Consider the following 24,856-nt stretch of genomic DNA (forward strand, 5'->3'; position numbering starts at 1 on the left):
GCGAAAATTGCGTAAACTGTGCGCTTTCGCTTATTTCAAGGAGCATGCGGTGGAATTTAGCATAAAGAGCGGCAGCCCAGAAAAGCAGCGCACGGCCTGCGTGGTCGTCGGCGTCTTCGAACCCCGTAAACTTTCCCTGCCAGCCGAACTGCTCGACAATGCATCGCGCGGCTATCTTTCCGAACTTTTGCGCCGCGGCGACATGGAGGGCAAGGCGGGAACGACTCTCCTTTTGCACAAGGTGCCGGGCACGGAAGCGGATCGGGTCTTGCTGGTCGGTTTGGGCAAGGAGCGCGAATTCCGCGAGAATGAATACCGCAACGCGATCGCCACGGCGGTGCGCACGCTCAACGAAACTGGCGGTTTCGACGGCACGCTGTATCTGACCGAGCTGGCAGTCAAAAAACGCGATGTCGCCTGGCGCATGCGTCAGGCGGTGATGGCCGCCGAAGAGACGCTCTACCGCTTCGACCAGATGAAATCGAAGAAAGACGAGGTGCGCCGCCCGTTGCGCAAGCTGACTTTCTGCGTCGAACGGCGCACCGAGCTCGGTCCCGCCGAGCAGGCGCTGAACGAAGGGCAGGCGATCGCTGCCGCGATGCAAACGATGAAGGACCTCGCCAATTTGCCCGGCAACGTCTGCACGCCGACTTATCTCGCCGAGCAGGCGCGAACCCTGGCCGGCGAGCTCGGACTGGAGATCGAGGTGCTCGGCCGCGAACAGATGGAAGCGCTTGGCATGCACGCGCTGCTGGCGGTGGCCAAGGGCTCCCAGCAGCCGCCGCAGTTCATCATCCTGAAATATCCGGGCGGCAAGGCGAATGACAAGCCGATCGTGCTGGTCGGCAAGGGCGTCACCTTCGATACCGGCGGCATTTCGCTCAAGCCGCCGCAAGACATGGACGAGATGAAGTTCGACATGTCGGGCGCCGCGAGCGTGCTCGCGACGATCAAGGCCGCGGCGCTGATGAAGCTGCCGCTCAATGTCATCGCCGTCGTGCCCAGCGTCGAGAACATGCCCGGCGGTGGTGCCACACGGCCTGGCGACATCGTCACTTCGATGTCGGGCCAGACCGTCGAAATCCTCAACACCGATGCCGAAGGCCGCCTGATCCTCTGCGATGCGCTGACCTATGTCGAGCGCTTCGAGCCCGACTGCGTGATCGACGTCGCCACCCTCACCGGCGCCTGCGTGATCGCACTCGGCCATGTGGCAAGCGGTCTCTTGGCCAACCACGACAGCCTGGCGCGCGAACTGATCGATGCCGGCAATGCGGCGTGGGACCGCGCCTGGCAGTTGCCGCTCTTCGAGGATTACCAGGAGCAGCTGAAGAGCAACTTCGCCGACATCGGCAACATCGGCGGTCGCCCTGCCGGTACGATCACCGCCGCGGCTTTCCTGTCGCGCTTTGCGAAGAAATACGACTGGGCGCATCTGGACATTGCCGGCACCGCTTACAAAACCGGCAAGGAAAAGGGTTCGACTGGCCGGCCGGTGCCGCTGCTCAGCCATTTCCTGCTCGACAGAGCCGCGAAGGCCGGTGCCGCCGCGCCAAGCAAACTCGGCGCTGGCGAGATGGCACAGCCGTAAGCGATGACGCGCATCTTCTTCCTGCATGGTGCCGCCGACCGCATCCAGGCGGCAGCACTTTGGTTGCAGCGCGCCTGGCTCGAGCGCGTCCTCCGTCCGGCCAAGGGTCCGGCGATGCTCGTCTATGCCCCGGCGGAGGAAGACGCCGAACGCCTCGATCGCCTGTTGTGGACGCAGCCGGCGCTCTCTTTCGTGCCGCACTGCCGCGCTGACTCGCCGCTCGCCGGCGAGACCCCGATCCTGATCACCGGGCGGCTCGACGAACCACCAGTGGATACCTGCCTCGTCAACCTGAGCAACGAGCTACCGGCGACGTTCTCGCGTTTCGAGTATCTGGTCGAGGTCGTCTCGACTTCCGATGCCGATCGCGTGCCGGCACGCAGCCGGTTCAAGTTCTATCGCGACCGCGGCTATGCGCTCGAAAACCACGACATTTCCGGGGGAGTGCAATGCGCGCCGATGATGATCTGATCGGCAAGGCCGATGCGCTGATGCATCGTTACCGCAGCTACGTCGCCCGGCCGCCGAGTCCGCCGCCCGCCGAGCCGACGCCGGAAGAGGACGAGACCCTGCCGCTGCTGACGGAGGTGGTCTCAGACGCCGCGAGCAAAGTATTGGACGCCTCCTGGCTTGGGTCGGTACAAGGCGAACTGGAAGCCGCACTGAGCGCCTGGCTCGAAGCCGCGTTGCCGACCGCGCTCGCCGCAGCCACCCCGCAACTTTTCGCCGCGCTGGAAGCCGACGCCCGCCAAACCCTGTTACCGAATCTGCTCGAAACCCTGAAACATGGAATCACTCGCCAAAAGCTTTGAACCCGCCGGCATCGAACGCCGCTGGTATCCGCTCTGGGAGTCGCGCGGCTACTTCGCCGCCGGCCTCGACCCAGCGAAGCAGGACAATTTCTGCATCCTGCTGCCGCCGCCGAACGTCACCGGCACGCTGCACATGGGGCATGGATTCAACCAGTCGATCATGGACTGTCTGGTGCGCTATCACCGCATGCGCGGCGCCAACACCCTCTGGCAGCCAGGTACCGACCATGCCGGCATCGCGACACAAATCGTCGTCGAGCGCCAGCTCGAGGCGCAGGGCATTTCGCGCCACGAGCTGGGCCGCGAGAAGTTCCTCGAAAAGGTCTGGGAATGGAAGGCCTATTCCGGCGGCACGATCACGCAGCAGATGCGGCGTCTGGGCGCCTCGTGCGATTGGAGCCGCGAACGCTTCACGATGGATGCGGGGCTGTCCAAGATCGTCACGGAAACCTTCGTGCGGCTGTATCGCGAAGGGCTGATCTATCGCGGGAAAAGGCTCGTCAACTGGGATCCCAAACTGCTCACCGCGGTCTCCGATCTCGAAGTCGTCAGCGCAGAAGAAGACGGCTTCATGTGGGAGATACGTTACCCGTTCGTCGCGGGCGAAGGGGCGCTCATCGTCGCCACGACGCGACCGGAAACCCTGCTCGGCGACGTCGCCGTCGCCGTGCATCCCGAGGACGAGCGCTATCGGCATCTCGTCGGCAAGCATGTCCATCTGCCGCTCACCGGCCGGACGATCCCGATCATCGCCGACACTTACGTCGACCGCGAATTCGGCACCGGCTGCGTGAAGATCACGCCGGCGCACGACTTCAACGACTGGCAGGTCGGCCACCGGCACGGCCTGACGCCGATCAACATCTTCACTCTCGATGCGCGCATCAACGAGCACGGCCCGGAGGAATACCGCGGCCTGGATCGTTACGAGGCAAGGCAAAAAATCGTCGCCGATCTGGCAGCGCAGGGGCTCTTGGTCTCGGTGAAAGCCCACAAGCTGATGGTGCCCAGAGGCGATCGCACCGGCGCGGTGATCGAGCCGATGCTCACCGACCAGTGGTTCGTCGCGATGACGAAGCCCACTGCGGATGGCAAGAGCATCGCGCAGAAAGCGCTCGAATGCGTCGCCTCGGGCGAGATCAAATTCTTTCCCGAAAACTGGGTCAATACCTACAACCAGTGGCTGACCAACATCCAGGACTGGTGCATCTCCCGTCAGCTGTGGTGGGGCCATCAGATTCCCGCCTGGTATGGCGACGATGGCCGCATCTGGGTCGCGCACGACGAGAATGAAGCCTACCGGCTCGCCCGCGCCGACGGTTACGACGGCGGACTGACGCGCGATCCGGACGTGCTCGATACCTGGTATTCATCGGCCTTGTGGCCGTTCTCGACGCTCGACTGGACGCCCGAGTATCCGGCCAAGTCGAACCCGGCGCTCGACCTGTATCTACCCTCGTCGGTGCTGGTCACCGGCTTCGACATCATCTTCTTCTGGGTCGCGCGGATGGTGATGATGACCAAGCACATCACCGGCAAGATCCCGTTCCGCCACGTCTATGTGCATGGTCTGATCCGCGACGCCGAAGGCCAGAAGATGAGCAAGAGCAAGGGCAACGTGCTCGATCCGATCGATCTCGTCGACGGCATCGATCTGGAAAGTCTCGTCAAGAAGCGCACCACCGGTCTGATGAACCCGAAGCAGGCCGCAGCGATCGAAGCGCGCACGCGCAAGGAATATCCGCACGGCATCCCGGCCTTCGGCGCCGATGCGCTGCGCTTCACCTTCCTGTCGCTCGCCAGTCCCGGCCGCGACATCAAGTTCGACATGCAGCGCTGCGAGGGCTACCGCAACTTCTGCAACAAGCTGTGGAACGCGACGCGCTTTACCCTGATGAACTGCGCAGGCAAGGATGTCGGCAGCGATGCGACGCTGCCGCTCGACTTCTCCCCTGCCGACCGCTGGATCGAAAGTCTCTTGCAGCGCGTAGCCACCGAGGTTGCCAAACATTTCGCCGACTACCGCTTCGACCTCCTGGCGAAGACGCTCTATGAATTCATCTGGGACGAATACTGCGACTGGTATCTCGAAATTGCCAAGGTGCAGCTGGCCAATGGCATTGAGGCACAGCAGCGCGCCACGCGCAGGACGCTGGTGCGCGTGCTGGAAACCGTGCTGCGCCTTGTCCACCCGCTCATCCCATTCATCACCGAGGAGCTGTGGCAGCACGTCGCCCCATTGGCCGGCAAACCGGGCGAGACGATCATGCTCGCGCCTTACCCGCAAGCCGACGAAAGCAAAATCGACACGGTCGCAGAGGACTGGATGGCGACGCTGAAAGCCCTGGTTTCCTCCTGCCGCAGCCTGCGCGGCGAAATGAACCTCTCGCCGGCGCAGAAAGTGCCCTTGATCGGCGCTGGCGACACGGCACGGCTTGCCGCCTACGCGCCCTATCTCGCTCAGCTGGCCAAGCTCTCCGCGGTGAAGGCGGTCCAGACGCTGCCGGATTCCGAAGCCCCGGTGCAACTCGTCGGCGATTTCCACCTGATGATCGAGATCGAGATCGACGTCGCAGCCGAGAAGGCGCGGCTCGACAAGGAGATCGCGCGCCTTGAAGCCGAAATCACCAAATGCGAGAAGAAACTCGCGACGCCCTCCTTCATCGAACGCGCGCCGGCCACGGTAGTGGCGCAGGAGCGTGAGCGGCTGACGGGCTTTTTGGCCACGCTGGAGAAAGTCCGCAGCCAGCGCGCGCGCCTGCCGGCATGAGGTTCGACGCAGGCCCGCTGCGGGCCGACTGGCTGTTGTTCTGGGCAGTCTGCCTGAGCTTCTTCATCGGCCTGTCGGCTACCCCGCTGATCGACCTCGACGAAGGCGCCTTCACCGCGGCGACGCAGGAGATGTTCGCGCGCGGCGATTTCCTCGCCACTTATCTGAACGGCGTGCCGCGCTACGACAAGCCGATCCTGATCTACTGGCTGCAGGCGGCGTCCGCGGCGCTGTTCGGGTTTTCCGAATTCGCGCTGCGGCTGCCCTCCGCGCTGATGGGATTGGCCTGGACGCTCTTCGCCTTTGGTTTCGCGCGCCGGCTGTTCGATGCCCGGACGGCCCGTCATTGCGCGCTGGTGACCGCGACGGCGATGGGCCCGGCGCTGATCGCCCGGCTGGCGATCGCCGATGCACTGCTCGACGCCTGTCTTGCCGCCGCGGTCTTTGCACAATATCTGTGGCTGCGCGAGGGAAAAACGCGCGACCTTTACCTCGCCTGGGCCGCAATGGGCTTTGGCTTCCTCGCCAAGGGCCCGGTCGCGCTCCTGTTGCCGCTTGGCACGCTGTTCCTGCATTGTTTGACGACCAGACGCCTGGGTGATTTCATCGTTTTCGTCACGCGCGGCCGCGCGCTGCTTTTGTGGGCGGCCATCGCCCTGCCCTGGTATCTCGCCGTCACCTGGACGAATGGGCCGGGCTTCGTCGAGAACTTTTTCCTGCGCCACAACGTCGGCCGCTTTTCCGGCGCGATGGGCAGTTATCACGCCTACGGCCTGTTCTACTACTTCCCGGTGGCATTACTGGTGACCTTGCCCTACACCGGCCTGCTGCTCGCCGTCATCGCCCGTTGGCGCCGCCTGTGGCAAGACGATTTCGCCCGCTATGCGATCATCAACTTCACGCTGGTGTTCGCGCTTTTTTCGCTCTCGGCCAACAAGCTGCCGCACTATCTGCTCTATGGCAGCGCGGCGCTGTTCGTGCTGCTCGGCCGGGAATTGCGATCCACCCGCTCGCCCTGGCTGCTGCTGCCTGCCCTCGTGATGTTCGTTAGCGCGCTGTTCGTGCCCGACCTGCTCGAAGCGCTGCATCCACGCGCCAATCCCTATTACCAGACGATGCTCGTCGATCTCGATGCGCATTTCGATCTGGCCTACCGCCTGCCGCTGCTGGCTGCGACGCTGCTCGTCGCCGTGATGATGATCGATCGGCGCGCCGCGGTGCCGCTCAAGCTCGCCGCGTGCGGCCTCATCGCGGTGCTGTGTCTTGCCCTGGTATTTCTGCCGGCGCTCGGCGGCGTGCTGCAACAGCCGATCAAGCAGGCCGGGCTGATCGCGCGCGACATCGACGCACCGCTGGTGATGGCGGACATCAACACGCCGAGCTTCGGCGTCTATGCCGGCCGCGTGGTCGAACGGCGCGCACCGCGCGCTGGCGATGTCGTGCTCACGCGCAGCGATCGGCTCGATCAACTACCGCCGCACACGATGCTCTATCGCAGCAAGAGCGTCGCGCTGGCGAGAATCCTCCCATGAGCACCTGCTTCGATACAGCCATCGTCGCGCTGCACCACTGGCGTGAAATGCCCGCCGGCCCGCTCCCTGGCCGACTATCCGACTCGCGCGTCTGGGCACTGCCGCTTTTGGCGCTTTTCGCGGCGGCGTGGTTGACGCTCACGGCTACGATCGTGCCGTCGTTTCTCGCCATCAATGCCGCTGCGCGCGCGCTGCCCGACGACTTCTGGGCTGGTATCACCGCGCTGGGCGACACGCTGCCGGCCTTCGCGATCCTGCTGCCGCTCGTCGCACGCCGGCCCGATGCTGCGGCTGCCGCCTTGATCACCGTGCTGATCGCATCACTCGCCAGCCATCTGCTGAAATACGGGCTGGCGATGCCGCGCCCGGCAGCCGCCCTCGACCCCGCGCTGTTCCACGTCATCGGCCCGCGCTTATCCGCCCGCGCGATGCCTTCCGGCCATACCACCGCGGCGTTCGCGGTCGCCGCGCTCGTCGGCGGCCACACGCTCGGCTTACGCGCCTGGCTGCCCATGATCGGCTTGGCCTGCCTGATCGCCCTCTCCCGGCTCGCCGTCGGTGCGCACTGGCCGACGGACGTCTTGGTCGGCGCCGCGCTCGGCTGGGCTTCGGGCTTTCTCGGCCTGCATCTTTCCGCCTGCTGCCGGCGCTGCCGCGCGCGTTTCCTCCACTGGCTGACACTGGCGTTGTTCTGCGGCGGCACGTTGTGGCTGCTGACGGGCTTCGACAGCGGCTACGCCAGCGCGCGCTGGCTGGAACGCACCGTCGCCAGCGGCGCGTTGCTACTATTCGCCCTCTCGCTCTTCACTCAGCGTCGTCTGCCATGAGTCCCGCCGTCTCCGTCGTCATTCCCATCTACAACGAGATCGAGAACCTCGACGAGCTCGTCACCCGTCTCGAAACCGCGCTTGCCGGCCTGGATTTCGAGGCGCTGCTCGTCGATGACGGCTCGAAGGATGGCAGCGGGCAGCGGCTCGCCGAGCTCGCTGCGACGCGTCCCTGGCTCAAGCCGATTTTTCTTGCGAAGAACTACGGCCAATCCACCGCGATGCAGGCCGGCTTCGATGCAGCGCGCGGCGAGGTCATCGTCACGCTCGACGGCGACCTGCAAAACGACCCGGCCGACATTCCGCGCCTGCTGCAGATGCTCGACGCGGAACCCGAGGTCGACATCCTCTCCGGCTGGCGTAAAACGCGCCAGGATGCGGCGATCAAACGCAAGCTGCCCTCGCGCATCGCCAATGGCTTGATCTCGAAGGTCACCGGCGTGCATCTGCACGACTACGGCTGTTCGCTGAAGGTCTATCGACGCGCGGCGCTCGCCAACGTGCGCTTGTATGGCGAACTGCACCGCTTCGTCCCGGCCTTGGCGGCGCAATTCGGCGCGCGCGTCAAGGAAGTCGTCGTCAGCCACCATCCACGCACCCGCGGCAGATCCAAATACGGCATCGACCGCACCTTGCGCGTGATCCTCGATTTGCTGCTGGTGCAGTTCATGTCGCGCTATCTGCAGCGGCCGATCCAGTTCTTCGGTGGCATCGGCATCGCGCTCGCCCTGCCGGGCGCCGCGATCCTCGCTTATCTCGCAGCGCTCAAGCTCGGCGGAGAATCGATCGGCGGCCGCCCCTTGCTGCTTTTTGGCGCGATCCTGCTGCTCATGGGCGTGCAGCTCGTCGGCATGGGGCTGCTCGGCGAAATCATGGTGCGCATCTATCACGAGCCGGCCGGACGCGCACAATATCTCGTCCGCGACACGCCACGTCCGCCCGCGCCGTGAGCCGCGCGTGAGCGTCGCATGATCCTAAAAACCTCAGTTGGACGCGCCCGATGGTGCGTGCCGGCGGGCGGATGGCGCGACGCATTGAGGCCGCAGGCTCATGCCTGCAAGGAGGAGCAACAAAGCCAGGCGCCCGTCGGCGCGTGCCAGGGGGTGCGTAGCGGGCTCACCTCTCCGGTGAGCGGAATCAGTGAGACATCTTTCGATCTTCTCAGGCATTTTTTGCCTTCAGGAGCGGTCAACTGGGGTTTTTAGGATGATCGACCGCGCGAAGCGTTTGGCCAAGCTGCTGCTGCGTCTGGCGGTATCCATCGCCCTGCTCGGCGGGATCTTTTGGTTGATCGATGGCCAAGGGCTCCTGAGCCGTCTCGGCCGCGCCGATTTACGCTGGTTTGGGCTTGCCGTGCTGCTCGGCATCCTCGCCAACATCGTCTCGGCCTGGCGCTGGCTGATCATCGCCCGCCATCTCGGGCTTTTTGCCTCGGCAGGCGCGCTGCTGCCCGCCTATGGCAAGGGCGTCACGCTGAACACGCTGCTACCGGGCGCCACCCTCGGCGGCGACGCCTACCGTGCGATCGCGTTGCAGAAGCTCGGCAATCCGATGTTGAAAGCCGCCGCCTCGGTCGCGCTCGACCGTCTCTCGGGTCTGTGGGCGCTGTTCGTGATCTCCTGGCTGGCCTGGCTGGCCTTGCTCGTGCTGCCGGGCGCAACCGTCGGCCTCTCGACGAAGCTTGCGCACCTGTCGGCGCTGCTCGCCGCCGTGCTCGCGCCCTTTGCCGCCCGCGCGCTTGGGGCTGCGCTGCCGCTCGATCCGCACCGGCTACCGGCACGCCTATTGCGTCTATTGTCGGAGACGGCACGTCTGGCGCAGATCACCTTCGTTTCGTCGCTGATCGTCCAACTGGCGACGATCGCTGCGCTGATGGCGGCGCTGGCCGCGATCGGTGCCGATGCGCCGCCGCTCTATCTGTGCGCCGTCGCCGCGCCGGTGTTTTTCGCCACCGCATTGCCGGTCTCGGTCGGCGGTTATGGTACGCGTGAGGCGGCGCTGGCCGCCTACTGGGCGGCGGCCGGTCTGCCGGTCGAAGCCGCCGTCGCCGGCGCCCTGCTCGCCGGCCTCGCCGTCACGCTGCAAGGTGCGCTGTGGGCGCCGCTGTTCCTGTTCGACCGCGGGAAATAGATTCTACTGGGTCTTGCCCTCATAAGCCCCACCCGCCACCTTGGCCATCATGCCCTGGTTGCTGTCCGGGTGCGAGCCGATCTTCATGAACTGGAACATGCCCAGATCCGGCCAGGCCAGCGCGGTGCGGTAACGGGCGAACAGCGCATAGGCCTTGTTGTCGACGACGAAGATCTCCCACGGCAACGCGGCGATGTGCTCGCTGCCTATCTTATTGACCCACCAGCCTTCGCCGTCTTCGGGATCGTTGGTCGCCACGCCGAACACTGCAAGCTTCTTGTCCGGGAGCACGAGCTCATAGACCTTCGCGGTCTTGGCGACATTCTTGGCCAGATTGTCGCGGATCGTCTTCACCGCCTCGTCAAACCCGCCGGGATAGGTTTTCAATTCGCTCTTGTCGTCGAAACGCTCCATGCCGGCCATGTAGCGGTAGCCGGGCAAATCTTCGGCCTTGACCTCGCCGCCGAACGGCTTGCCGCTGCCGAGCGCCTGCGCGAGCTTGCCCGCTGCCGCCTTCACTGCGCCTTCCGCCTTGCCGTAGTCGTTGCGCAGGAAGGCGCGCTGCCAGTATTCGAGATTCAGGTAAGACACCGTGCCGTCGGCTTTCACCCCGACGCGGATCGGCACGCCGACGATCGCCTTGCCGCCGATGCCGGTCAGCGCCGCCGTCAAGCCCGGCTCGGTGACGACGAGCGTGCCATGCCCGGGGATGCCCGGCGGCGTATGGCGGCCGATCACCGCGAAGCCCGCCGCAGCGAGTTTCTGTTCCGCCGCCGCCATCGCGGTCTTCAAATCGCCCCCCGGCACCTTATCGCCGTAGAAATACGGCTGCAGCGCGTGGGCGAACAGCGAAAAAAGCGCAAGCAGTGCGCCGAAAACGATTTTCTTCATGTCTCCTCCGGGAATGTCATTTTGTGGTTGTAAAAAAGGCCGGCGATGCCGGCCTGTGAAGGGTGAAAGCGGGTGATCAGAAGCGATAGCCGTATTGCAATACCCAGTTGAGCTGCGAATGGCTGATCTGGATGCCCTGGTTGCCGCCGATACCACTGCCCGGTGCGCCGGTTGCCTGCGTGCCGGTGACGGTGACTTTCGGCGCATAGGTGAGCGCGAAATCGATCACGCTTTGCTTGCTGAACATGTAACCGAGACCGAAGGTGTAGTGATCCTCGATGATCGCGGGGAACAGCGGATGTACGCGGCTGTCCGGCACCGGGTTCTTCGCGAAACTGCCGCCGAAGCGCAGCGTCAGCGCGTCATTGTAGCGATAGGCCGCGCCGATCATGAAGACGTCTTGATCCTCCCAGTTCTGGCTGATCTTCATGTCGGCGGAATCAGCGCTACCGAGTGCGCCGGTGCTGTAAGTGACGCGGAAATCCTTCATCACCTTCGACCAGTTCAGGCGCTTGTAATCGGCCGCGACGAGCCAGCGATCATTCGGCTGCCAAGCGAGGCCCAAGCCATAGGTTTCCGGCCAGTTGAAGTCGTGGATCGTGACCTTGCCCACCATCGTGCCGAGGAGCCCCCCCCCCCCGCTGACGTCATAGGCAGAGAAGGATGCCTTGCCCCCATCGGTTTCCATGTTGCCGATATCGGTCTTCGTGTGGTAGGTACCACCAATCGACAGCTGCGGGCTGAGCTTATAGACGAAACCGAGCTTCGCCGCCCAGCCATTGCCTTTCGCCTGGCCGTTGAAATCGTTGTTGTCGGAGAAATCGAGGCGGAAGGTATTGGCACCCATGCCCATCGCACCTAACAACCCAGGAGTCATACTCGTGGTCATGGCCATGAAGTCGCCAGTACCTGCGGCCATCTTCATGTCCATCGTCATCCACACCCAGTCGAGCGAGCCGCCGACGGTCAAAGCATCGCTGACGTTGTAAGCCAGCGGAAAGATCACGCGGCCGACGCCGACTTCGGAGCGCACGTCCTGCCCCGTGCCCATCGCCAGGAAGGAATTGGCCGAGTATTCGGTACCCATGCCGCCTTGGGCATAGACGCCGACGCCAAAGGCCAGCTTGCCGCTTTTCTGGATGAAACCGAACGCCGGCATCCAGTAACCGTCACCGCCGGAATCGGCACGCATGCCCATCGCCGGGACGGAAGACTTGACATCGGAAGACTTGACATCGGGGCCGAGGAAGCCCAGCGCCACGCCGATGCCCCGGCCTTCCGGCATCAGACCGAGGGTGGCCGGATTGTTCATCATCGCGCCAGGACCGTTGTCGTAGGCCATCGATGCCCCGCCCATCGCAGTGGCAGCTGCACCATAGCCTTGCATGTTCATCCCGTTGGTAGCGAAAACCGGCGCAGAGATGCCCGCGATGGCGAGAAGCGCCGCGATTTTGTTGAGTTTCATCGAGTCCCCCGAGGTTGGTCTGTTGTTGGAAAAATCGCTGCCCGATCAATTGGGCTGCGAGAAGCAATTTATGGCCTGTTTGGCGCAGCTCGCAAGCCCCTTCCTTCTTGCCAGCCCGCCTGACGTTCCATTCGTTGCGTCGATACTACAAATAAGTAAATGCTGATTTACTTATCCGCTGTCAGATGAACAGCGTCACATCCGCCTTCTGCGCCACCGGCAGGAAGGAGGCGGCGCCGACATAGTCCATCCCGTCGATCAGCTCGTCCTGATGGAAGCCGAACAGCTCGACGGTCATCTGGCAGACGACGAACTTGACGCCCGCTTCCATCGATAGCTCGCGCAGCTCGGCGATGCTCGCGACACCATTGTTCTTGATGGTCTGCTGCATCAGGCTGGTGGCCAAGCTTTCGAAGCCGGGGATGTTGGCCTGGATGATGTTCGGGATGTTCCAGTTGATGCTCTTGAACCAGTCGGGTCCGAACGGCATCTTCATCGGCATGCCGGGATTGCCCAGGGGGCTCACCTTGAGGTCGGAGACATCCTTCTTGACCAGATTGAGGCCGTAGAAGGTGAAAAACAACGAGACATCCCAGCCCAGCGCGGCGGCGGTGGAGGCGAGGATGAAGGGCGGATAGGCCCAGTCCAGCGTGCCCTTGGTGGCGATGATGGCCATCGACGGGGTCTTCGATTCCTCGCGTTCCTGCAACAGCGCTTCGAGCTTCTGGGGCAGCAACTCGTCGAGTTTTTGGTTGATCAATGCTTCGATTTCGGGGTTGGTGCTCATGCCTTCCTCCATGACATTCGTGCGGCGGATGATGCACTACATCGCGGCGCAGCAGCGAAACAAACTTATTTATTCGCGCATCAATAAGTCAAAGCGCCCGACAGGCGCTCTGACTCTTTTGTCTTTTTTGTATTGCCGTGCTGCCAGCGCCGACTTGGCGCTTACTTGCGCTTGATGTAGAACTCGAATTCCTTGTTGTTCTCGGCGCTGGAGAGCAGCTCGTTGCCGGTCTGCTTGGCAAAGGCCGCGAAATCCTTCACGGAACCCGGGTCGGTGGCGATGATGCGCAGCACTTGGCCGCTTTGCATTTCGCCCAGCGCCTTCTTGGCACGCAGGATGGGCAGCGGGCAGTTGAGACCACGGGCATCCAGTTCGCGATCGAAATTCATTGTCTATCCTCCGATGAGTTGTGGGTGGTTGGAATTACAGCGTCCAATGATATAGCCCATTCGTCTTGCCGGCAATCGCAGAAACTTATGGGAATCGAAGAAAATCAAGCCACAGACTGGTAGTAGAGATTCTGCGGATGGTTGGCCTGGGCGAAGAAGAACCAGCGCTCCGCCAGCAGGCCGAGATACTGGATGACGAAAGCGGAGAGCAGCACGCCGCCGGCCACCATCGACATTCCCATGCCAAGCAGGATGATGGGCGCGACGAAGGCCAGCAGCAGAAACAGCCACTTCACGGCACGCAATCGCTGAGGTTTCTGGCCATGAAAGAATTCGCGCGTGTTGAAGCTACCCCCCATCAGGCCCATGCTCTTTTGCACGATCTTCGGGTGTTTGACACCGATCGCGGTTTGCAGGGTCGATTTGGGTTTCAGCCGCGCATTGCGGATCAGCGTCGCCGACCGACCCACCAGGCCGAGAAAGGTGATGATCATCGCCCAGCCCGCCAGCAGAGGCATCACGGCGGGCGCCAGCGCCGCAGCGAGCGCCGCACCCAGGCTGAATCCGGAAGCGCCGCCGAGCAGAATGTAATTGATCACGGTCAGCGGCGTATGCCATTCACGCAGGAACTTGAGGCATGCATAGATCATGCCGGTGCAGATGTAGAGCGCGAAGGCCAGCAACCAGGCGATCGCGCCGAGCACCGCGGTGAGATTGACCGGCGCGCCGCTCGGCAGCTGCGCGAAAACGGGGTTGAAGCCGAGCCAGTGCGCGAGGCCGTAGAGCGCTACCATGCCCATGAAGGCCGGCAACACGATCACTTCGCGCGACAGCCAGGAAGTGCGCCACTTCGCCGCGGCGCGCCAGGCGCGCTCGGGATGGCCCAGATGGAAGAACGAGGCGATCAGGCCCAGCACCAGCAGCACGAAGGCGATCGCGCTGCCGACGGCATAGAAGTCGCCCGAGGGCATCGGCAGCAGGCCGAAGGCGGCGTAGGACTCGACGGTGAACAGGGCGAGGAACAGGCCCTGGCCGGCGCCGATCAGCGTGGTGAGGAAAATGACGGAGAACGCGGGATGCATGACAGAGGTCAGGGATCAGGAATCAGGGATTACCACGACGTCACGTCGTCGAGCGCCGGCTCGGCCTTTTCCGGCCTGGGCAGCTGACGGTCGATCTTGAGCGGATTGTCGGCGCGCTCCAGCTCATCCTCGCGGATGCGGATCTGCGTCTTGCGCCGCGGCAGGTAGTGGTTGGCCGGATGGGTGCCCCATTCGGGCATCAGCTGATAGCCGCCATTTTCGCGGATCGCGCGCGAGACCTCCGACTCGGGGTCGTGAATGTCGCCGAACAGGCGCGCGCCAGTCGGGCAGGCGCGCACGCAGGCAGGGCGCCGCTCTTCGGCCGTCATCGTCGTGTCGTAGATGCGATCGACGCACAGCGTGCATTTCTTCATCACCTTCTGGTGCAAGTCGAGCTCGCGCGCGCCATAGGGGCAGGCCCACGAGCAATACTTGCAGCCGATGCACTTATCGTAGTCGACGAGGACGATGCCATCCTCCTGGCGCTTGTAGGAGGCGCCGGTCGGGCACACCGGCACGCAGGGTGGCTCCTCGCAGTGGAGACAGGATTTCGGAAAATGCACGGTCTCGGTGTGCGGGAATTCGCCGACCTCGAAGGTCTGCACGCGGTTGAAGAAAGTGCCGGTCGGATCCTTGCCATAGGGGTTCAAATCGACCAGTGGGCCGGCCGCGCCGGAAGTGTTCCACTCCTTGCAGTTGGTGACGCAGGCATGGCAGCCGACGCAGACGTTGAGGTCGATCACGAGCGCGAGTTGTGTCATTTGTGAAACCTCTGCATAACGCCGCGAGCGGGATGGGATGCAAGGCGCACGGAGCGCAGCGACCGAGACATATCAAAGAGATAGGCGAGGGAGCGAGCACCGCGCAACGCAGCAGACCGCCCGCGCAGCAAGCTAGGCAGAGGTTTCATTTGTTCTTCCCCGCAAAGTAGTTCCAGATCGACTTGCGTGCGGCTTGGCCGGGATACGGCTTGAGCGGCGGGAACCGAGGTTCGGTTGCCGTCTCGCCAGCGCCGACTTCCGCCTTGTAGAGGCGCACGCGTACGTCATACCAGGCGGCTTGACCGGTGATCGGGTCGGAGTTGGAGACACGCCGATTCGAGCCGCGCTCGCAGGAGGGCAGCTCCTCACTGATCAGGTGGTTGAGCAGAAAACCCAATTGCGACTCGTTGGCATCGGGCGAGAGATTCCAGGCGCCGGCTGCCTTGCCGATCGCGTTCCAGGTCCACACCGTGCCGGGCTCGACCGCCTCGGAATGCTTGGCGATGCATTTGACCTTGCCCCATTGCGACTCGACCCAGATCCAGTCGCCGTCCTCGATGCCATTGACCCGTGCGGTGTGGGTATTCACGTAGAGGACATTGTGGGCGTGGATCTGCCGCAGCCAGGCGTTCTGCGAGTCCCACGAGTGATACATCGCCATCGGCCGCTGCGTGATCGCCGCGAGCGGATATTTGTGCTTGTCGGTCACCTGCGCTTCGAGCGGGTCGTAATAGAAGGGCAGCGGATCGAAGAAGGTCTTGACGCGCTTGGCCAGATGCGCCGGCGGCTTGCGCGAGAAGCCCTTGCCCTGCGCCGCCTGGCGAAAGCGCATCAGCACCTCGGAATAGATATTGATCAGGATCGGCTCGGCGTAACGCGTGATGCGGTTGCGCTGCGACCATTCGAGGTAGCCCTGGTTCCAGTTCCTCATGTACTGGTAGCTCTTCGGCAGCTCGTAATGGAAGACGCAGTCGTTCTTCGCATACATTTCCCACTGGTTCGGATTCGGCTCGCCGCGCAGGTGTTTCTCGCCGCCCTTGCCGCGCCAGCCGGCCAGAAAACCGATGCCGGAGCCCGGCTCGGTTTCGTAATTGACGATGAAATCCGGATAGTCGCGGTATTTGCGCTTGCCCTCCTTGGTCACGAAGGCGGGTAGCTTCAGGCGCGAACCCAGCTCGATCAGCACCTCCTGGAAGGGCTTGCATTCGCCCAGCGGCGGAACGACCGGGATCCGCACCGCGTCGACGGGGCCATCGAATTCGGAGATCGGCCGATCGAGGAGCGACATCACGTCATGGCGTTCCAGATAGGTCGTATCCGGCAGGATCAGGTCGGCGAAGGCCGTCATCTCGGACTGGAAGGCATCGGCGACGACGATGAAGGGGATCTTGTATTCGCCGTTCTCGTCTTTGTCGTTGAGCATCTTGCGCACCTCGACGGCGTTCATCGTCGAGTTCCAGGCCATGTTGGCCATGAAGATCAGCAGCGTGTCGATGCGGTAGGGATCGCCGCGCCAGGCGTTGGTGATGACGTTGTGCATCAGGCCATGCACCGAGAGCGGATACTCCCAGGAAAAGCCCTTGTCGATCCTCACCGGGTTGCCTTGGTCATCGACGAACAGATCGTCCGGATCGGCCGGCCAGCCGAGCGCCATGCCATCCAAGGGCTTCCCCGGCTGCACGGCGTTCGGATGATTCGGCGTGCGCGCGCAGGGCGGGATCGGCCGCGGGAAGGGCACCTTGTGGCGGAAGCCGCCGGGCCGGTCGATGGTGCCGAGGATCGACATCAGGATGCCGAGCGCACGGATGGTCTGGAAACCATTCGAATGGGCCGCCAGACCACGCATCGCGTGGAAGGCGACCGGGTTGCCGCTCACCGTGTCGTGTTCCTTGCCCCAGGCATCGGTCCAGCCGATCGGCAGCTCGATTTTCTGGTCGCGCGCGGTGACACCCATCTCGTAGGCCAGACGGCGGATGGTGTCGGCGGGAATGCCGGTCACCCCCTCGGCCCACTCCGGTGTGTAGTCCTTGACGCGATCGACGAGCAGCTGGAAGGCGGGTTTCACTTTCGTGCCGTTGATCTCGAACTCGCCCAGCAGACAGGGATCGGCGCCTTCGGCGTGCGTGACCACCGGCCGGTTGGTCTTGCGATCCCACCACAGCTTGTCCTGCGGGTCGTAGCAGGCCTCTTCCTCCGGCACCTCGGTGCGCAGGAACATGCCGAACTCGTCACTCGTTTCGTCGCAATTCACCAGCTCGCCGGCGTTCGAATACTGGACGAGGAAGTCGCGGTCGTAGAGACCCTTGGCGATGATCTCGTGGATCACCGCCAGCAAGAAGGCGCCATCGGTACCCGGCCGGATCGGCACCCACTCGTCGGCGATCGCCGAGTAGCCGGTGCGCACCGGGTTGATCGAGACGAAGCGACCGCCATTGCGCTTGAACTGCGAGATGGCGATCTTGAGCGGATTGGAATGGTGATCCTCGGCGGTGCCGATCATCACGAACAGCTTGGCACGGTCGAGATCCGGCCCGCCGAATTCCCAGAACGAGCCGCCGATGGTGTAGATCATGCCGGCCGCCATATTGACCGAGCAGAAGCCGCCATGCGCCGCATAGTTGGGCGTGCCGAACTGGCGCGCGAAGAGACCGGTCAAGGCCTGCATCTGATCGCGGCCGGTGAACAGCGCGAACTTCTTCGGGTCGGTGGCGCGGATCTTGCCGAGCCGTTCCTCGAGGATCGCGAACGCCTCGTCCCAGGAGATCGGATCGAATTCTCCGGTGCCGCGTTCGGCATGCGCCTTGCGCCTCAAAGGACGGGTCAGGCGTGCCGGCGAATATTGCTTCATGATCCCGGATGAACCTTTGGCGCAGATCACGCCCTTGTTGAGCGGATGATCCGGGTTGCCGTCGATGTAGCGCACCTCGCCGTCTCTGAGGTGCACGCGGATGCCGCAACGGCAAGCGCACATGTAGCAGGTCGTCTTCTTGACCTCCTGCACGGAAGCTTCGTTCACTCTGTGGGGCTCCTGATTATTAGGGTTTGGTGATATTCTCGCAGCCTGCCAAGCTTGCCACAAGGTGGTAATTTTTATTGTTTGATAAGTGGATCGAGAATCGTCCGGGAGAAATGCCATGCCCCGCCCCATCAAGCCCTTCAGCGCCAGAGAAAAACACCTGATCAGTCAAACCCTGATCGAACGCTTCGGTCACGCGGTGCCCCTGGAGCCGGTCGACGCCGAACTGCAGCTCAACTTGCTCAAGGAGGAATTCGCTCTGTGCCCTTCGATCATGTGGAAGGAAAACGGCGCGAATTTCATCGTCTTCAAGACCGGCGATGAACGCTACCGTTGCCTGTTCTACTACAACGAGGCGATGCTGTTCGGCACCGGCAAGGACGAATACGACAACCTCGGCGATTGTGTCGTGACGCTGCTGCAGGTGCATGCCGAGCAGGAAGAACAAAGCCGCAAGATCCGCAACGCGCTCAACTCGATCGACTTTTCCAAAGCCAACGACGGCGAGGAATACTTCGGGCCGCTGATCGTATGAAAATCTGCATCGTCTCCGACAGCCACGACCGCGGGCCGTTGCTCGCCGAGGCGATCGCGCTGGCGAAGACCGAGGGTGCCGAAGCGGTGATCCATTGCGGCGACTTGATCGGCATCAACACGCTCAAGGCTTCGCTCAAGCTCGGCCTGCCGATCCATGCCGTGCATGGCAACAACCTCGGCGACCCGGTGGCCTTCGCCCAGCTCGCCTGCCGCTCAGAGGGCCTGCTGCATTATCACGGCAACGACGCGGCGATCGAGCTCGGCGGCCGCAAGATCTTCATCACCCACTATCCGCACATCGGCCGCGCCTTCGCCTGCACCGGCGATTACGACCTCGTTTGCTGCGGCCACAGCCACGTGCCGGAAATCCGCCACGAGCCGAACGTCAAGGGCGGCAGCACCTGGCTCGTCAATCCCGGCACCGTCGCCGGCCTGGGTGCGCCGGAGGCCACCTGGGCGATGGGCGATCTGGCGACGATGACATTCGAGATCCGCGTCCTGCCGCGCTGACGCTGAGTGTCGGCGCTGTCGGAAATGAAGACGCCCCGCCGGGCGCTTCCTCTCCTCGAGAAGTCGGCGCTGGGGGACGGCACCGTTGGCGCTGCAGCTGCTGCAGCGCAACAGCAACAAAAGCTTCTATCAATCCATAGGAAGATTCTCGCGCGGATTTGATCTGGCGCATGATCCGACACGAAATTTGGCGACTACAATCGGCAACCGATTTTGGCGGCACTCGACCCGTGGCGGTGTTTTCGGCCCATGCCAGCGAGCGTAGGCCGCCGAAGTTTCGTCCTGGCTGTACCCCACTCAAACGGAGGCTTGATGACAGCTTCAATCGCAACCAACTCGACCATCCTGGTCGTCGGCGGCGGTATCGCTGGCATGACGGCGGCCCTCGAGGCGGCCGAATGCGGCAAGCAGGTGATACTGGCCGAGAAAACCCCTTCGCTGGGCGGCCGCACTTCACAGCTCTACCGCTATTTCCCGAAGATGTGCCATCCGACCTGCGGTCTGGAGATCAACCTCAAACGCATCAAGGGCAACCCGAACGTGCGCGTGATGACGATGACCGAAGTGGCGGCGGTGACCGGCAGCCGCGGCGATTACACCGTCACGTTGAAGGTGAAACCGCGCTACGTCAATGAGAACTGCACCGCCTGCGGCGATTGCGGCCGCGCGGTCAGCGCCGAGGTGCCGAATGCCTTCAACTACGGCCTCGACAAGGTCAAGGCCGCCTATCTGCCGCATGCGATGGCCTATCCGCAGCGCTATGTGATCGATCCGTCGATCGTCGGCACGGCCGAAGGCGAAGCAGCAAAAGCCGCCTGCAAATACGGCGCGGTCGATCTGGCCATGCCGGAACAGACCATCGACATCAAGGTCGGCAGCATCGTCTGGGCCACCGGCTGGCATCCCTATGACGCCAACAAGATCCAGCCGTACGGCTACGACCGCTACGACAACGTGATCACCAGCGTCGAATTCGAGCGCCTCGCCGATCCGCGCGGCCCGACGGGCGGCAAGCTGTTGCGCCCCTCCGACGGAGCGGTCGCGAAGAACATCGCCTTCATCCAGTGCGCCGGCTCGCGCGACGAAAACCATCTGCGTCACTGCTCGCGCATCTGCTGCATGGCCACACTCAAGCAGACCATGTACGTGCGCGAGATCGATCCCGAGGCGAAGTCGACCGTCTATTACATCGACATCCGCGTCATCGACCGCCTCGAAGATTTCTATCAGGACGTGCGGAAGGATCCGAACGTCAGCTTCGTCAAATCGAAGGTGGCGCGCATCGCGGTCAACGAAGCCAACGGCAACCCGATCCTGCACGGCGTCGACACCGAGGGCTATCACCGCTATGCCAACGAGCATGATCTCGTCGTGCTGGCCGTCGGCATGGAGCCGGAAGTCGTCGGCGTCGAGCTGCCGGACGACCTGGTGTTCGATTCCTCGCACTTCATCGAAGGCTCGAAATCGGGCGGCATGTTCGGCGCCGGCGCCGCGGCCAGTCCGCTGGACGTCAACCGCGCCGTGCAAAGCGCCACGGCAGCCGCCCTGCGTTCCATCCAGGTCATCCACAAAACTGCTTCCACGGAGGCCGCGTAACCATGGCCGATAACAAATTCGCTGCTTACCTCTGCTCTGGCTGCGGCATCGGCGACATCCTCGATGTCGCCAAGCTCGAAAGGGTTGCCAAAGTCGAAGGCAAGATGCAGATCATCAAGACCCATCCCTTCCTCTGTAACGAGGAAGGCGTGAAGATGATCCGCGACGACATCGCCAATGAAGGTGTGACCCACGTCTGCATCGCCGCCTGTTCGCGGCGCGCCAAGGCCGAGGCGTTCCATTTCCCGACCGTCGCGCTCTCCCGCGCCAACCTGCGCGAAGGTGTGATCTGGGCGGTCGCGGAAGGCGCCGAGCACGACGAAGTGCGCCAGGAAATGGCCGAGGACTACATCCGCATGAGCTGCGCCGAGATCAAGAAGATGACCTTGCCTGCCGGCAACGTCAAGGAGTCTTCGAGCAAGAAGATCCTCGTCGTCGGCGGCGGCATGTCCGGCATGACGGCCGCCCAGGCGGCGGCCGAGGCCGGCTACGAAGTGGTGCTGGTCGAAAAGACCGGCCAGCTCGGCGGCTTCGCGAACCAGATGTGGAAGCGCATGCCCTTCAACATGCCTTACGCCGAACCGCAGCCGACCGGCGCCGCGGAACTTTCCGCGCAGATCACCAGCAACCCACGCATCAAGGTCTATCTCAATTCCACCGTCGCCGAAACCGCCGGCGCGCCGGGCCGCTTCAAGGTCAAGATCGCCGCCGAATCGGGCAGCGTCAGCGAGGAGCTGTGCGGCGCGATCGTCCAGGCTTCCGGCTTCACCACCTACCCGATCGAGAAGCTGCCCGAGCTGGGCGGCGGCCAGCCCAATGTCGTCGACCAGGCCGGCCTCGAAGCCTTGGCGCGCGCCGCCAACGGCGGGCCGATCAAGCGGGCGGACGGCAAGGAAGTCAAGTCGGTCGTCTTCATCCAGTGCGCCGGCCAGCGCGACGATTCGGGCACCCACCTGCCCTACTGCTCCGGCCACTGTTGCGGCACGAGCATCAAGCAGGCGATCTACTTCAAGGACCAGAATCCGGACATCGACACCGTGGTCATGTATCAGGACCTGCGCGTGCCGGGCATGGGTGAAGACTTCTACCGCAGCGCGCAGAAGAAAGGCGTGATCTTCACCAAGGGCAAGGCCAGCAAGGTCACCGGGGGGGACACCTGCACGGTCGAATTCAAGGATCTGATCCTCGACGAGGACACCGCGACACAAGCCGATCTGGTGGTGCTCGCCACCGGCCAGGTGCCCAATGCCGGCGTCAACCTCGACGAATGGACGGCCACCGTGACTGCCGCCGAGTCTGGCGACGAAGCGGCGAAGACCAAGAAGGCCGAGCTGCAGAAGATCTCCGTGCTCAACCTGAATTACCGTCAGGGGCCGGACATGCCGCAGCTCAAGTATGGCTTCGCCGATTCGCACTTCATCTGCTTCCCGTACGAGACGCGTCGCACCGGCATCTATGCCGCCGGGCCGATGCGCCGGCCGATGGACATGCATCAGGCCCAGGAAGACGCCACCGGCGCCGCGCTCAAAGCGATCCAGGCCGTCGAGAACGCCGCGCTGGGCCGCGCCGCGCATCCTCGCGCCTGGGATTTGTCGTTCCCGAAGGCGCGCCTCGAAGGCTGCACGCAGTGCAAGCGCTGCACCGTCGAATGCCCGTTCGGCGCGATCGACGAGGACGAAAAGCGTTTCCCGGTGTTCAACGAGGAACGCTGCCGGCGCTGCGGCACCTGCATGGGTGCCTGCCCGGTGCGCGTGATCTCCTTCGAGAACTATTCCTGCGACACCGTCGGCATGCAGGTCAAGGCCGTCGAGGTGCCGGACGAGGACGAAGAAAAGCCGCGCATCCTGATCCTCGCCTGCGAAAACGACGCCTATCCGGCGCTCGACATGGCCGGCATGCAGCGCCACACCTATTCCGCCTTCGTGCGCGTGATTCCGGTGCGCTGCCTCGGCTCGGTCAACACCATCTGGATCACCGACGCGCTCAACTCCGGCTACGACGGCGTGATGATGATGGGCTGCCAGAAAGGCGAGAACTACCAGTGCCACTTCGTCAAGGGCTCGGAAATGGCCTACTACCGCCTCGGCAAGGTCGGCGACACGATGAAGGGCATGGGTCTCGAACCCGAGCGCATGCAGACCTACGAAATCGCCATCACCGATGGCGCGCGCGTCGCCAAGCTGATCAACGACTACGTCGAGCAGCTCAACGCGCTCGGCCCGTCGCCCATGAAGGGCTTCGGCTGATCCAAGGAGAGAGACCATGAGCGAAGCAAATACCCAAGCCATCGCCCGCTACAAGAACAACTTCCTCAAGGAGGTCGAGGAACGCGTCGAAGACGGCCAGTGGGTCAAGATGTGCATGCAGTGTGGCGTCTGCGCGGGTTCCTGCCCGTTTGGCCCGCACTGGGAGCATTCCCCGCAGAAAATCTTCATGATGATCCGTGCCGGCAAGCGCGAGGAAGTGCTCACCTCCGATTCGATGTGGATGTGCACCTCCTGCTACAACTGCATCGTGCGCTGCCCAAGGAAGCTCCCCATCACCCACATCATGCATGGTCTGGCCAACTACGCGCATCGCCTTGGCCTCGCGCCGAAAGGCCAGCCGACGCGCGACATCGCGGTGTTGTTCTGGAAAAACGTCGTCAAGAACGGGCGTGTCAATGAGATGACCTTCTCGCTGGCGATGTACTTCCGCGATGGCTTCGGCCAGGGCATCAAGAACGCGATGGCGATGAAGGACATCGGTCTGGGGATGATGAAGGCCAAGCGTCTCAACCCGATGGAGATCTTCGGCGGCCACACCTGCAAGGACAAGAGCGGCATCCAGCGCATGATCGCCAAGGCGCGCGAAATCGAAGACAAGCGCAGAAGGTTGGCCTAGCCTCGCCTGACAGGAGACAAGCAAACATGGCAAAGAAAAAGTATGCGTTCTATCCGGGCTGCTCCTCGCAAAAGGGCGCCTCGGCCTCGAACTATCTCAACTCCTTCGGCTACATGTGCGAAAAGCTGGAGATCGATCTCAACGAAGTGCCGGATTGGAACTGCTGCGGCGCCTCGATCGCCTATGCCGAAGGTGGCGAGTTGCCGCGCCTGGTGCTCAACGCGCGCAACATGGCGATCGTCGAGCAGGAAATGCCCGGTTACGACATGGTCACCGGCTGCCCGGCCTGCTGGCTGGCGCTGCGTGATGCCAAGGGCCGTTTCGAGGAACATGGCAGCATGAAGGCCGATGCCAACGAAGCCCTCAAGGAAGTCAATCTGAGCTACCAGGGCAAGGTCAAGCCGCGGCACATGGTCGAAGTGCTGATCGAGGACATCGGCTACGAGCAGATGAAGGCGCAGGTCGTGCGCCCGCTCGACGGCGTCAAGATCGCCGGCTACGTCGGCTGCCAGACCAACCGGCCCTTCGGCATCGCCGGCGAATCCTTCGAAAACCCGCAGTATCTCGACAAGATGATCGAAACCGTCGGCGCCGAACCCGTGCCTTACGATCAGAAGGTCACCTGCTGCGGCGGCGCACTCGCCTTCTCCGAGCCCGACAAGGCCTTCAAGCAGATCCGCGACATCGTCGAATCCGCCTATGACCACGGCGCGCAGGTCATCGCCACGCCCTGCCAGCTGTGCCAGGCCAACGTCGAGCTGTATCAAGCCGAGATCAACAAGAAGCACGGCACCAAGTTCAACATGCCGGTGGTGTTCTATTCGCAACTGCTCGGTCTCGCCTATGGCGGCGACCTGAAGCAGACCGGCCTCGACGGTCAGGTGATCCGCGCCGAAGTACTGGAGAAATTCATCAAGTAAGGACGCAGCAAAGGGGAAGGGCGGCCGGTGCAGGCTCTTCCGCACCGGCCGTTTTTACCGCTATAATGCGCGCCTTTCGGGCCGATAGCTCAGCTGGGAGAGCGCCGCGTTCGCAATGCGGAGGTCGGGAGTTCGATCCTCCTTCGGTCCACCAGATTCACCGGGCTGTTAGCTCAGTTGGTAGAGCAGCGGACTCTTAATCCGTAGGTCGAAGGTTCGAATCCTTCACAGCCCACCAAGTCCCGTCGCCCGACGGGCGCGGGTGGTTAGCTCAGTCGGTAGAGCAGCTGGCTTTTAACCAGTTGGTCACAGGTTCGAATCCTGTACCACCCACCAACCCTCACGCGTGCAGTGCTC

21 protein-coding genes and 3 tRNA genes are annotated in these 24,856 nt (G+C 63.2%); 17 read left to right on the forward strand and 7 right to left on the reverse strand.

What is annotated here, in order from left to right:
* Nucleotides 1-49 precede the first annotated feature (49 nt).
* From EL335_RS10775 to EL335_RS10810, 8 genes are all read left to right on the forward strand, one after another.
* Nucleotides 50-1,591 (forward strand): leucyl aminopeptidase, encoded by a 1,542-nt coding sequence (locus EL335_RS10775; protein ID WP_172600087.1) that lies wholly within the window; start codon nucleotides 50-52, stop codon nucleotides 1,589-1,591.
* A 3-nt stretch (nucleotides 1,592-1,594) separates the two neighbouring features.
* Nucleotides 1,595-2,062 carry a DNA polymerase III subunit chi gene (locus EL335_RS10780; protein WP_126446807.1) on the forward strand — a complete coding sequence of 156 codons (468 nt, stop codon included), beginning with the start codon at nucleotides 1,595-1,597 and terminating at the stop codon, nucleotides 2,060-2,062.
* Nucleotides 2,041-2,403 carry a hypothetical protein gene (locus EL335_RS10785; protein ID WP_126446809.1) on the forward strand — a complete coding sequence of 121 codons (363 nt, stop codon included), beginning with the start codon at nucleotides 2,041-2,043 and terminating at the stop codon, nucleotides 2,401-2,403. Before EL335_RS10780 ends, EL335_RS10785 begins: the two co-directional genes overlap by 22 nt.
* On the forward strand, nucleotides 2,378-5,173 hold the full coding sequence (locus tag EL335_RS10790; protein ID WP_126446811.1) for a valine--tRNA ligase: 2,796 nt from the start codon (nucleotides 2,378-2,380) through the stop codon (nucleotides 5,171-5,173). The genes EL335_RS10785 and EL335_RS10790 overlap by 26 nt, the downstream gene beginning before the upstream one ends.
* Nucleotides 5,170-6,705: an ArnT family glycosyltransferase gene (locus EL335_RS10795; RefSeq protein ID WP_126446812.1), complete on the forward strand. Its 1,536-nt coding sequence runs from the start codon at nucleotides 5,170-5,172 to the stop codon at nucleotides 6,703-6,705. The genes EL335_RS10790 and EL335_RS10795 overlap by 4 nt, the downstream gene beginning before the upstream one ends.
* Nucleotides 6,702-7,532 (forward strand): phosphatase PAP2 family protein, encoded by an 831-nt coding sequence (locus EL335_RS10800; protein ID WP_126446814.1) that lies wholly within the window; start codon nucleotides 6,702-6,704, stop codon nucleotides 7,530-7,532. Before EL335_RS10795 ends, EL335_RS10800 begins: the two co-directional genes overlap by 4 nt.
* Nucleotides 7,529-8,482: a glycosyltransferase family 2 protein gene (locus EL335_RS10805; protein WP_126446816.1), complete on the forward strand. Its 954-nt coding sequence runs from the start codon at nucleotides 7,529-7,531 to the stop codon at nucleotides 8,480-8,482. The genes EL335_RS10800 and EL335_RS10805 overlap by 4 nt, the downstream gene beginning before the upstream one ends.
* Nucleotides 8,483-8,738: 256 nt before the next feature.
* The gene (locus tag EL335_RS10810) at nucleotides 8,739-9,662 is read left to right on the forward strand and encodes a lysylphosphatidylglycerol synthase transmembrane domain-containing protein (protein ID WP_126446818.1); all 924 of its coding nucleotides are present in this window, start codon (nucleotides 8,739-8,741) and stop codon (nucleotides 9,660-9,662) included.
* Nucleotides 9,663-9,665: 3 nt separating this feature from the next.
* Here the strand turns inward: EL335_RS10810 and EL335_RS10815 are convergent, their stop codons facing one another.
* From EL335_RS10815 to EL335_RS10850, 7 genes are all read right to left on the reverse strand, one after another.
* The gene (locus EL335_RS10815; protein WP_126446820.1) at nucleotides 9,666-10,553 is read right to left on the reverse strand and encodes a hypothetical protein; all 888 of its coding nucleotides are present in this window, start codon (nucleotides 10,551-10,553) and stop codon (nucleotides 9,666-9,668) included.
* Between the two features lie 76 nt (nucleotides 10,554-10,629).
* On the reverse strand, nucleotides 10,630-12,018 hold the full coding sequence (locus tag EL335_RS10820) for an OmpP1/FadL family transporter (protein ID WP_126446822.1): 1,389 nt from the start codon (nucleotides 12,016-12,018) through the stop codon (nucleotides 10,630-10,632).
* Between the two features lie 181 nt (nucleotides 12,019-12,199).
* Nucleotides 12,200-12,694 (reverse strand): sulfur carrier protein DsrE2, encoded by a 495-nt coding sequence (gene dsrE2, locus EL335_RS10825; RefSeq protein ID WP_126447844.1) that lies wholly within the window; start codon nucleotides 12,692-12,694, stop codon nucleotides 12,200-12,202.
* Nucleotides 12,695-12,966: 272 nt separating this feature from the next.
* Nucleotides 12,967-13,194, reverse strand: a complete 228-nt coding sequence (locus EL335_RS10830) for a sulfurtransferase TusA family protein (protein ID WP_126446824.1) — start codon at nucleotides 13,192-13,194, stop codon at nucleotides 12,967-12,969.
* Between the two features lie 104 nt (nucleotides 13,195-13,298).
* Nucleotides 13,299-14,276 (reverse strand): dimethyl sulfoxide reductase anchor subunit family protein, encoded by a 978-nt coding sequence (locus EL335_RS10835; RefSeq protein ID WP_126446825.1) that lies wholly within the window; start codon nucleotides 14,274-14,276, stop codon nucleotides 13,299-13,301.
* Between the two features lie 29 nt (nucleotides 14,277-14,305).
* Nucleotides 14,306-15,037: a 4Fe-4S dicluster domain-containing protein gene (locus EL335_RS10840; protein ID WP_126446827.1), complete on the reverse strand. Its 732-nt coding sequence runs from the start codon at nucleotides 15,035-15,037 to the stop codon at nucleotides 14,306-14,308.
* Between the two features lie 145 nt (nucleotides 15,038-15,182).
* A complete protein-coding gene (locus EL335_RS10850) occupies nucleotides 15,183-18,053 on the reverse strand; it encodes a molybdopterin oxidoreductase family protein (RefSeq protein WP_284155341.1) in 2,871 nt (956 codons plus the stop codon).
* 118 nt (nucleotides 18,054-18,171) lie between these two features.
* Between EL335_RS10850 and EL335_RS10855 the strand changes: the two genes are divergently transcribed.
* The 9 genes from EL335_RS10855 to EL335_RS10895 all read left to right on the forward strand — a co-directional run bounded on the left by EL335_RS10855 (nucleotide 18,172) and on the right by EL335_RS10895 (nucleotide 24,835).
* Nucleotides 18,172-18,588, forward strand: a complete 417-nt coding sequence (locus EL335_RS10855; RefSeq protein ID WP_126446833.1) for a hypothetical protein — start codon at nucleotides 18,172-18,174, stop codon at nucleotides 18,586-18,588.
* Entirely contained in the window at nucleotides 18,585-19,100 is a 516-nt protein-coding gene (locus EL335_RS10860) for a metallophosphoesterase family protein (RefSeq protein WP_126446835.1), read from the forward strand. The genes EL335_RS10855 and EL335_RS10860 overlap by 4 nt, the downstream gene beginning before the upstream one ends.
* 312 nt (nucleotides 19,101-19,412) lie before the next feature.
* Complete coding sequence (locus EL335_RS10865) at nucleotides 19,413-20,696, forward strand: CoB--CoM heterodisulfide reductase iron-sulfur subunit A family protein (protein ID WP_126446836.1); 1,284 nt, start codon at nucleotides 19,413-19,415, stop codon at nucleotides 20,694-20,696.
* A 2-nt stretch (nucleotides 20,697-20,698) separates the two neighbouring features.
* Nucleotides 20,699-22,942, forward strand: a complete 2,244-nt coding sequence (locus tag EL335_RS10870; protein ID WP_126446838.1) for a hydrogenase iron-sulfur subunit — start codon at nucleotides 20,699-20,701, stop codon at nucleotides 22,940-22,942.
* 16 nt (nucleotides 22,943-22,958) lie between these two features.
* Nucleotides 22,959-23,579 carry a 4Fe-4S dicluster domain-containing protein gene (locus EL335_RS10875; protein WP_126446840.1) on the forward strand — a complete coding sequence of 207 codons (621 nt, stop codon included), beginning with the start codon at nucleotides 22,959-22,961 and terminating at the stop codon, nucleotides 23,577-23,579.
* Nucleotides 23,580-23,605: 26 nt separating this feature from the next.
* Nucleotides 23,606-24,499, forward strand: a complete 894-nt coding sequence (locus tag EL335_RS10880; RefSeq protein ID WP_126446841.1) for a CoB--CoM heterodisulfide reductase iron-sulfur subunit B family protein — start codon at nucleotides 23,606-23,608, stop codon at nucleotides 24,497-24,499.
* 78 nt (nucleotides 24,500-24,577) lie between these two features.
* Nucleotides 24,578-24,653: transfer RNA gene (locus tag EL335_RS10885), tRNA-Ala, on the forward strand.
* An 8-nt stretch (nucleotides 24,654-24,661) separates the two neighbouring features.
* A tRNA-Lys gene (locus EL335_RS10890) sits at nucleotides 24,662-24,737 on the forward strand.
* 22 nt (nucleotides 24,738-24,759) lie between these two features.
* Nucleotides 24,760-24,835 (forward strand) — tRNA-Lys (locus tag EL335_RS10895).
* Nucleotides 24,836-24,856 lie beyond the last annotated feature (21 nt).

It is taken from the genome of Sulfuricystis multivorans, assembly GCF_003966565.1.
GTDB lineage: Bacteria > Pseudomonadota > Gammaproteobacteria > Burkholderiales > Rhodocyclaceae > Sulfuricystis > Sulfuricystis multivorans.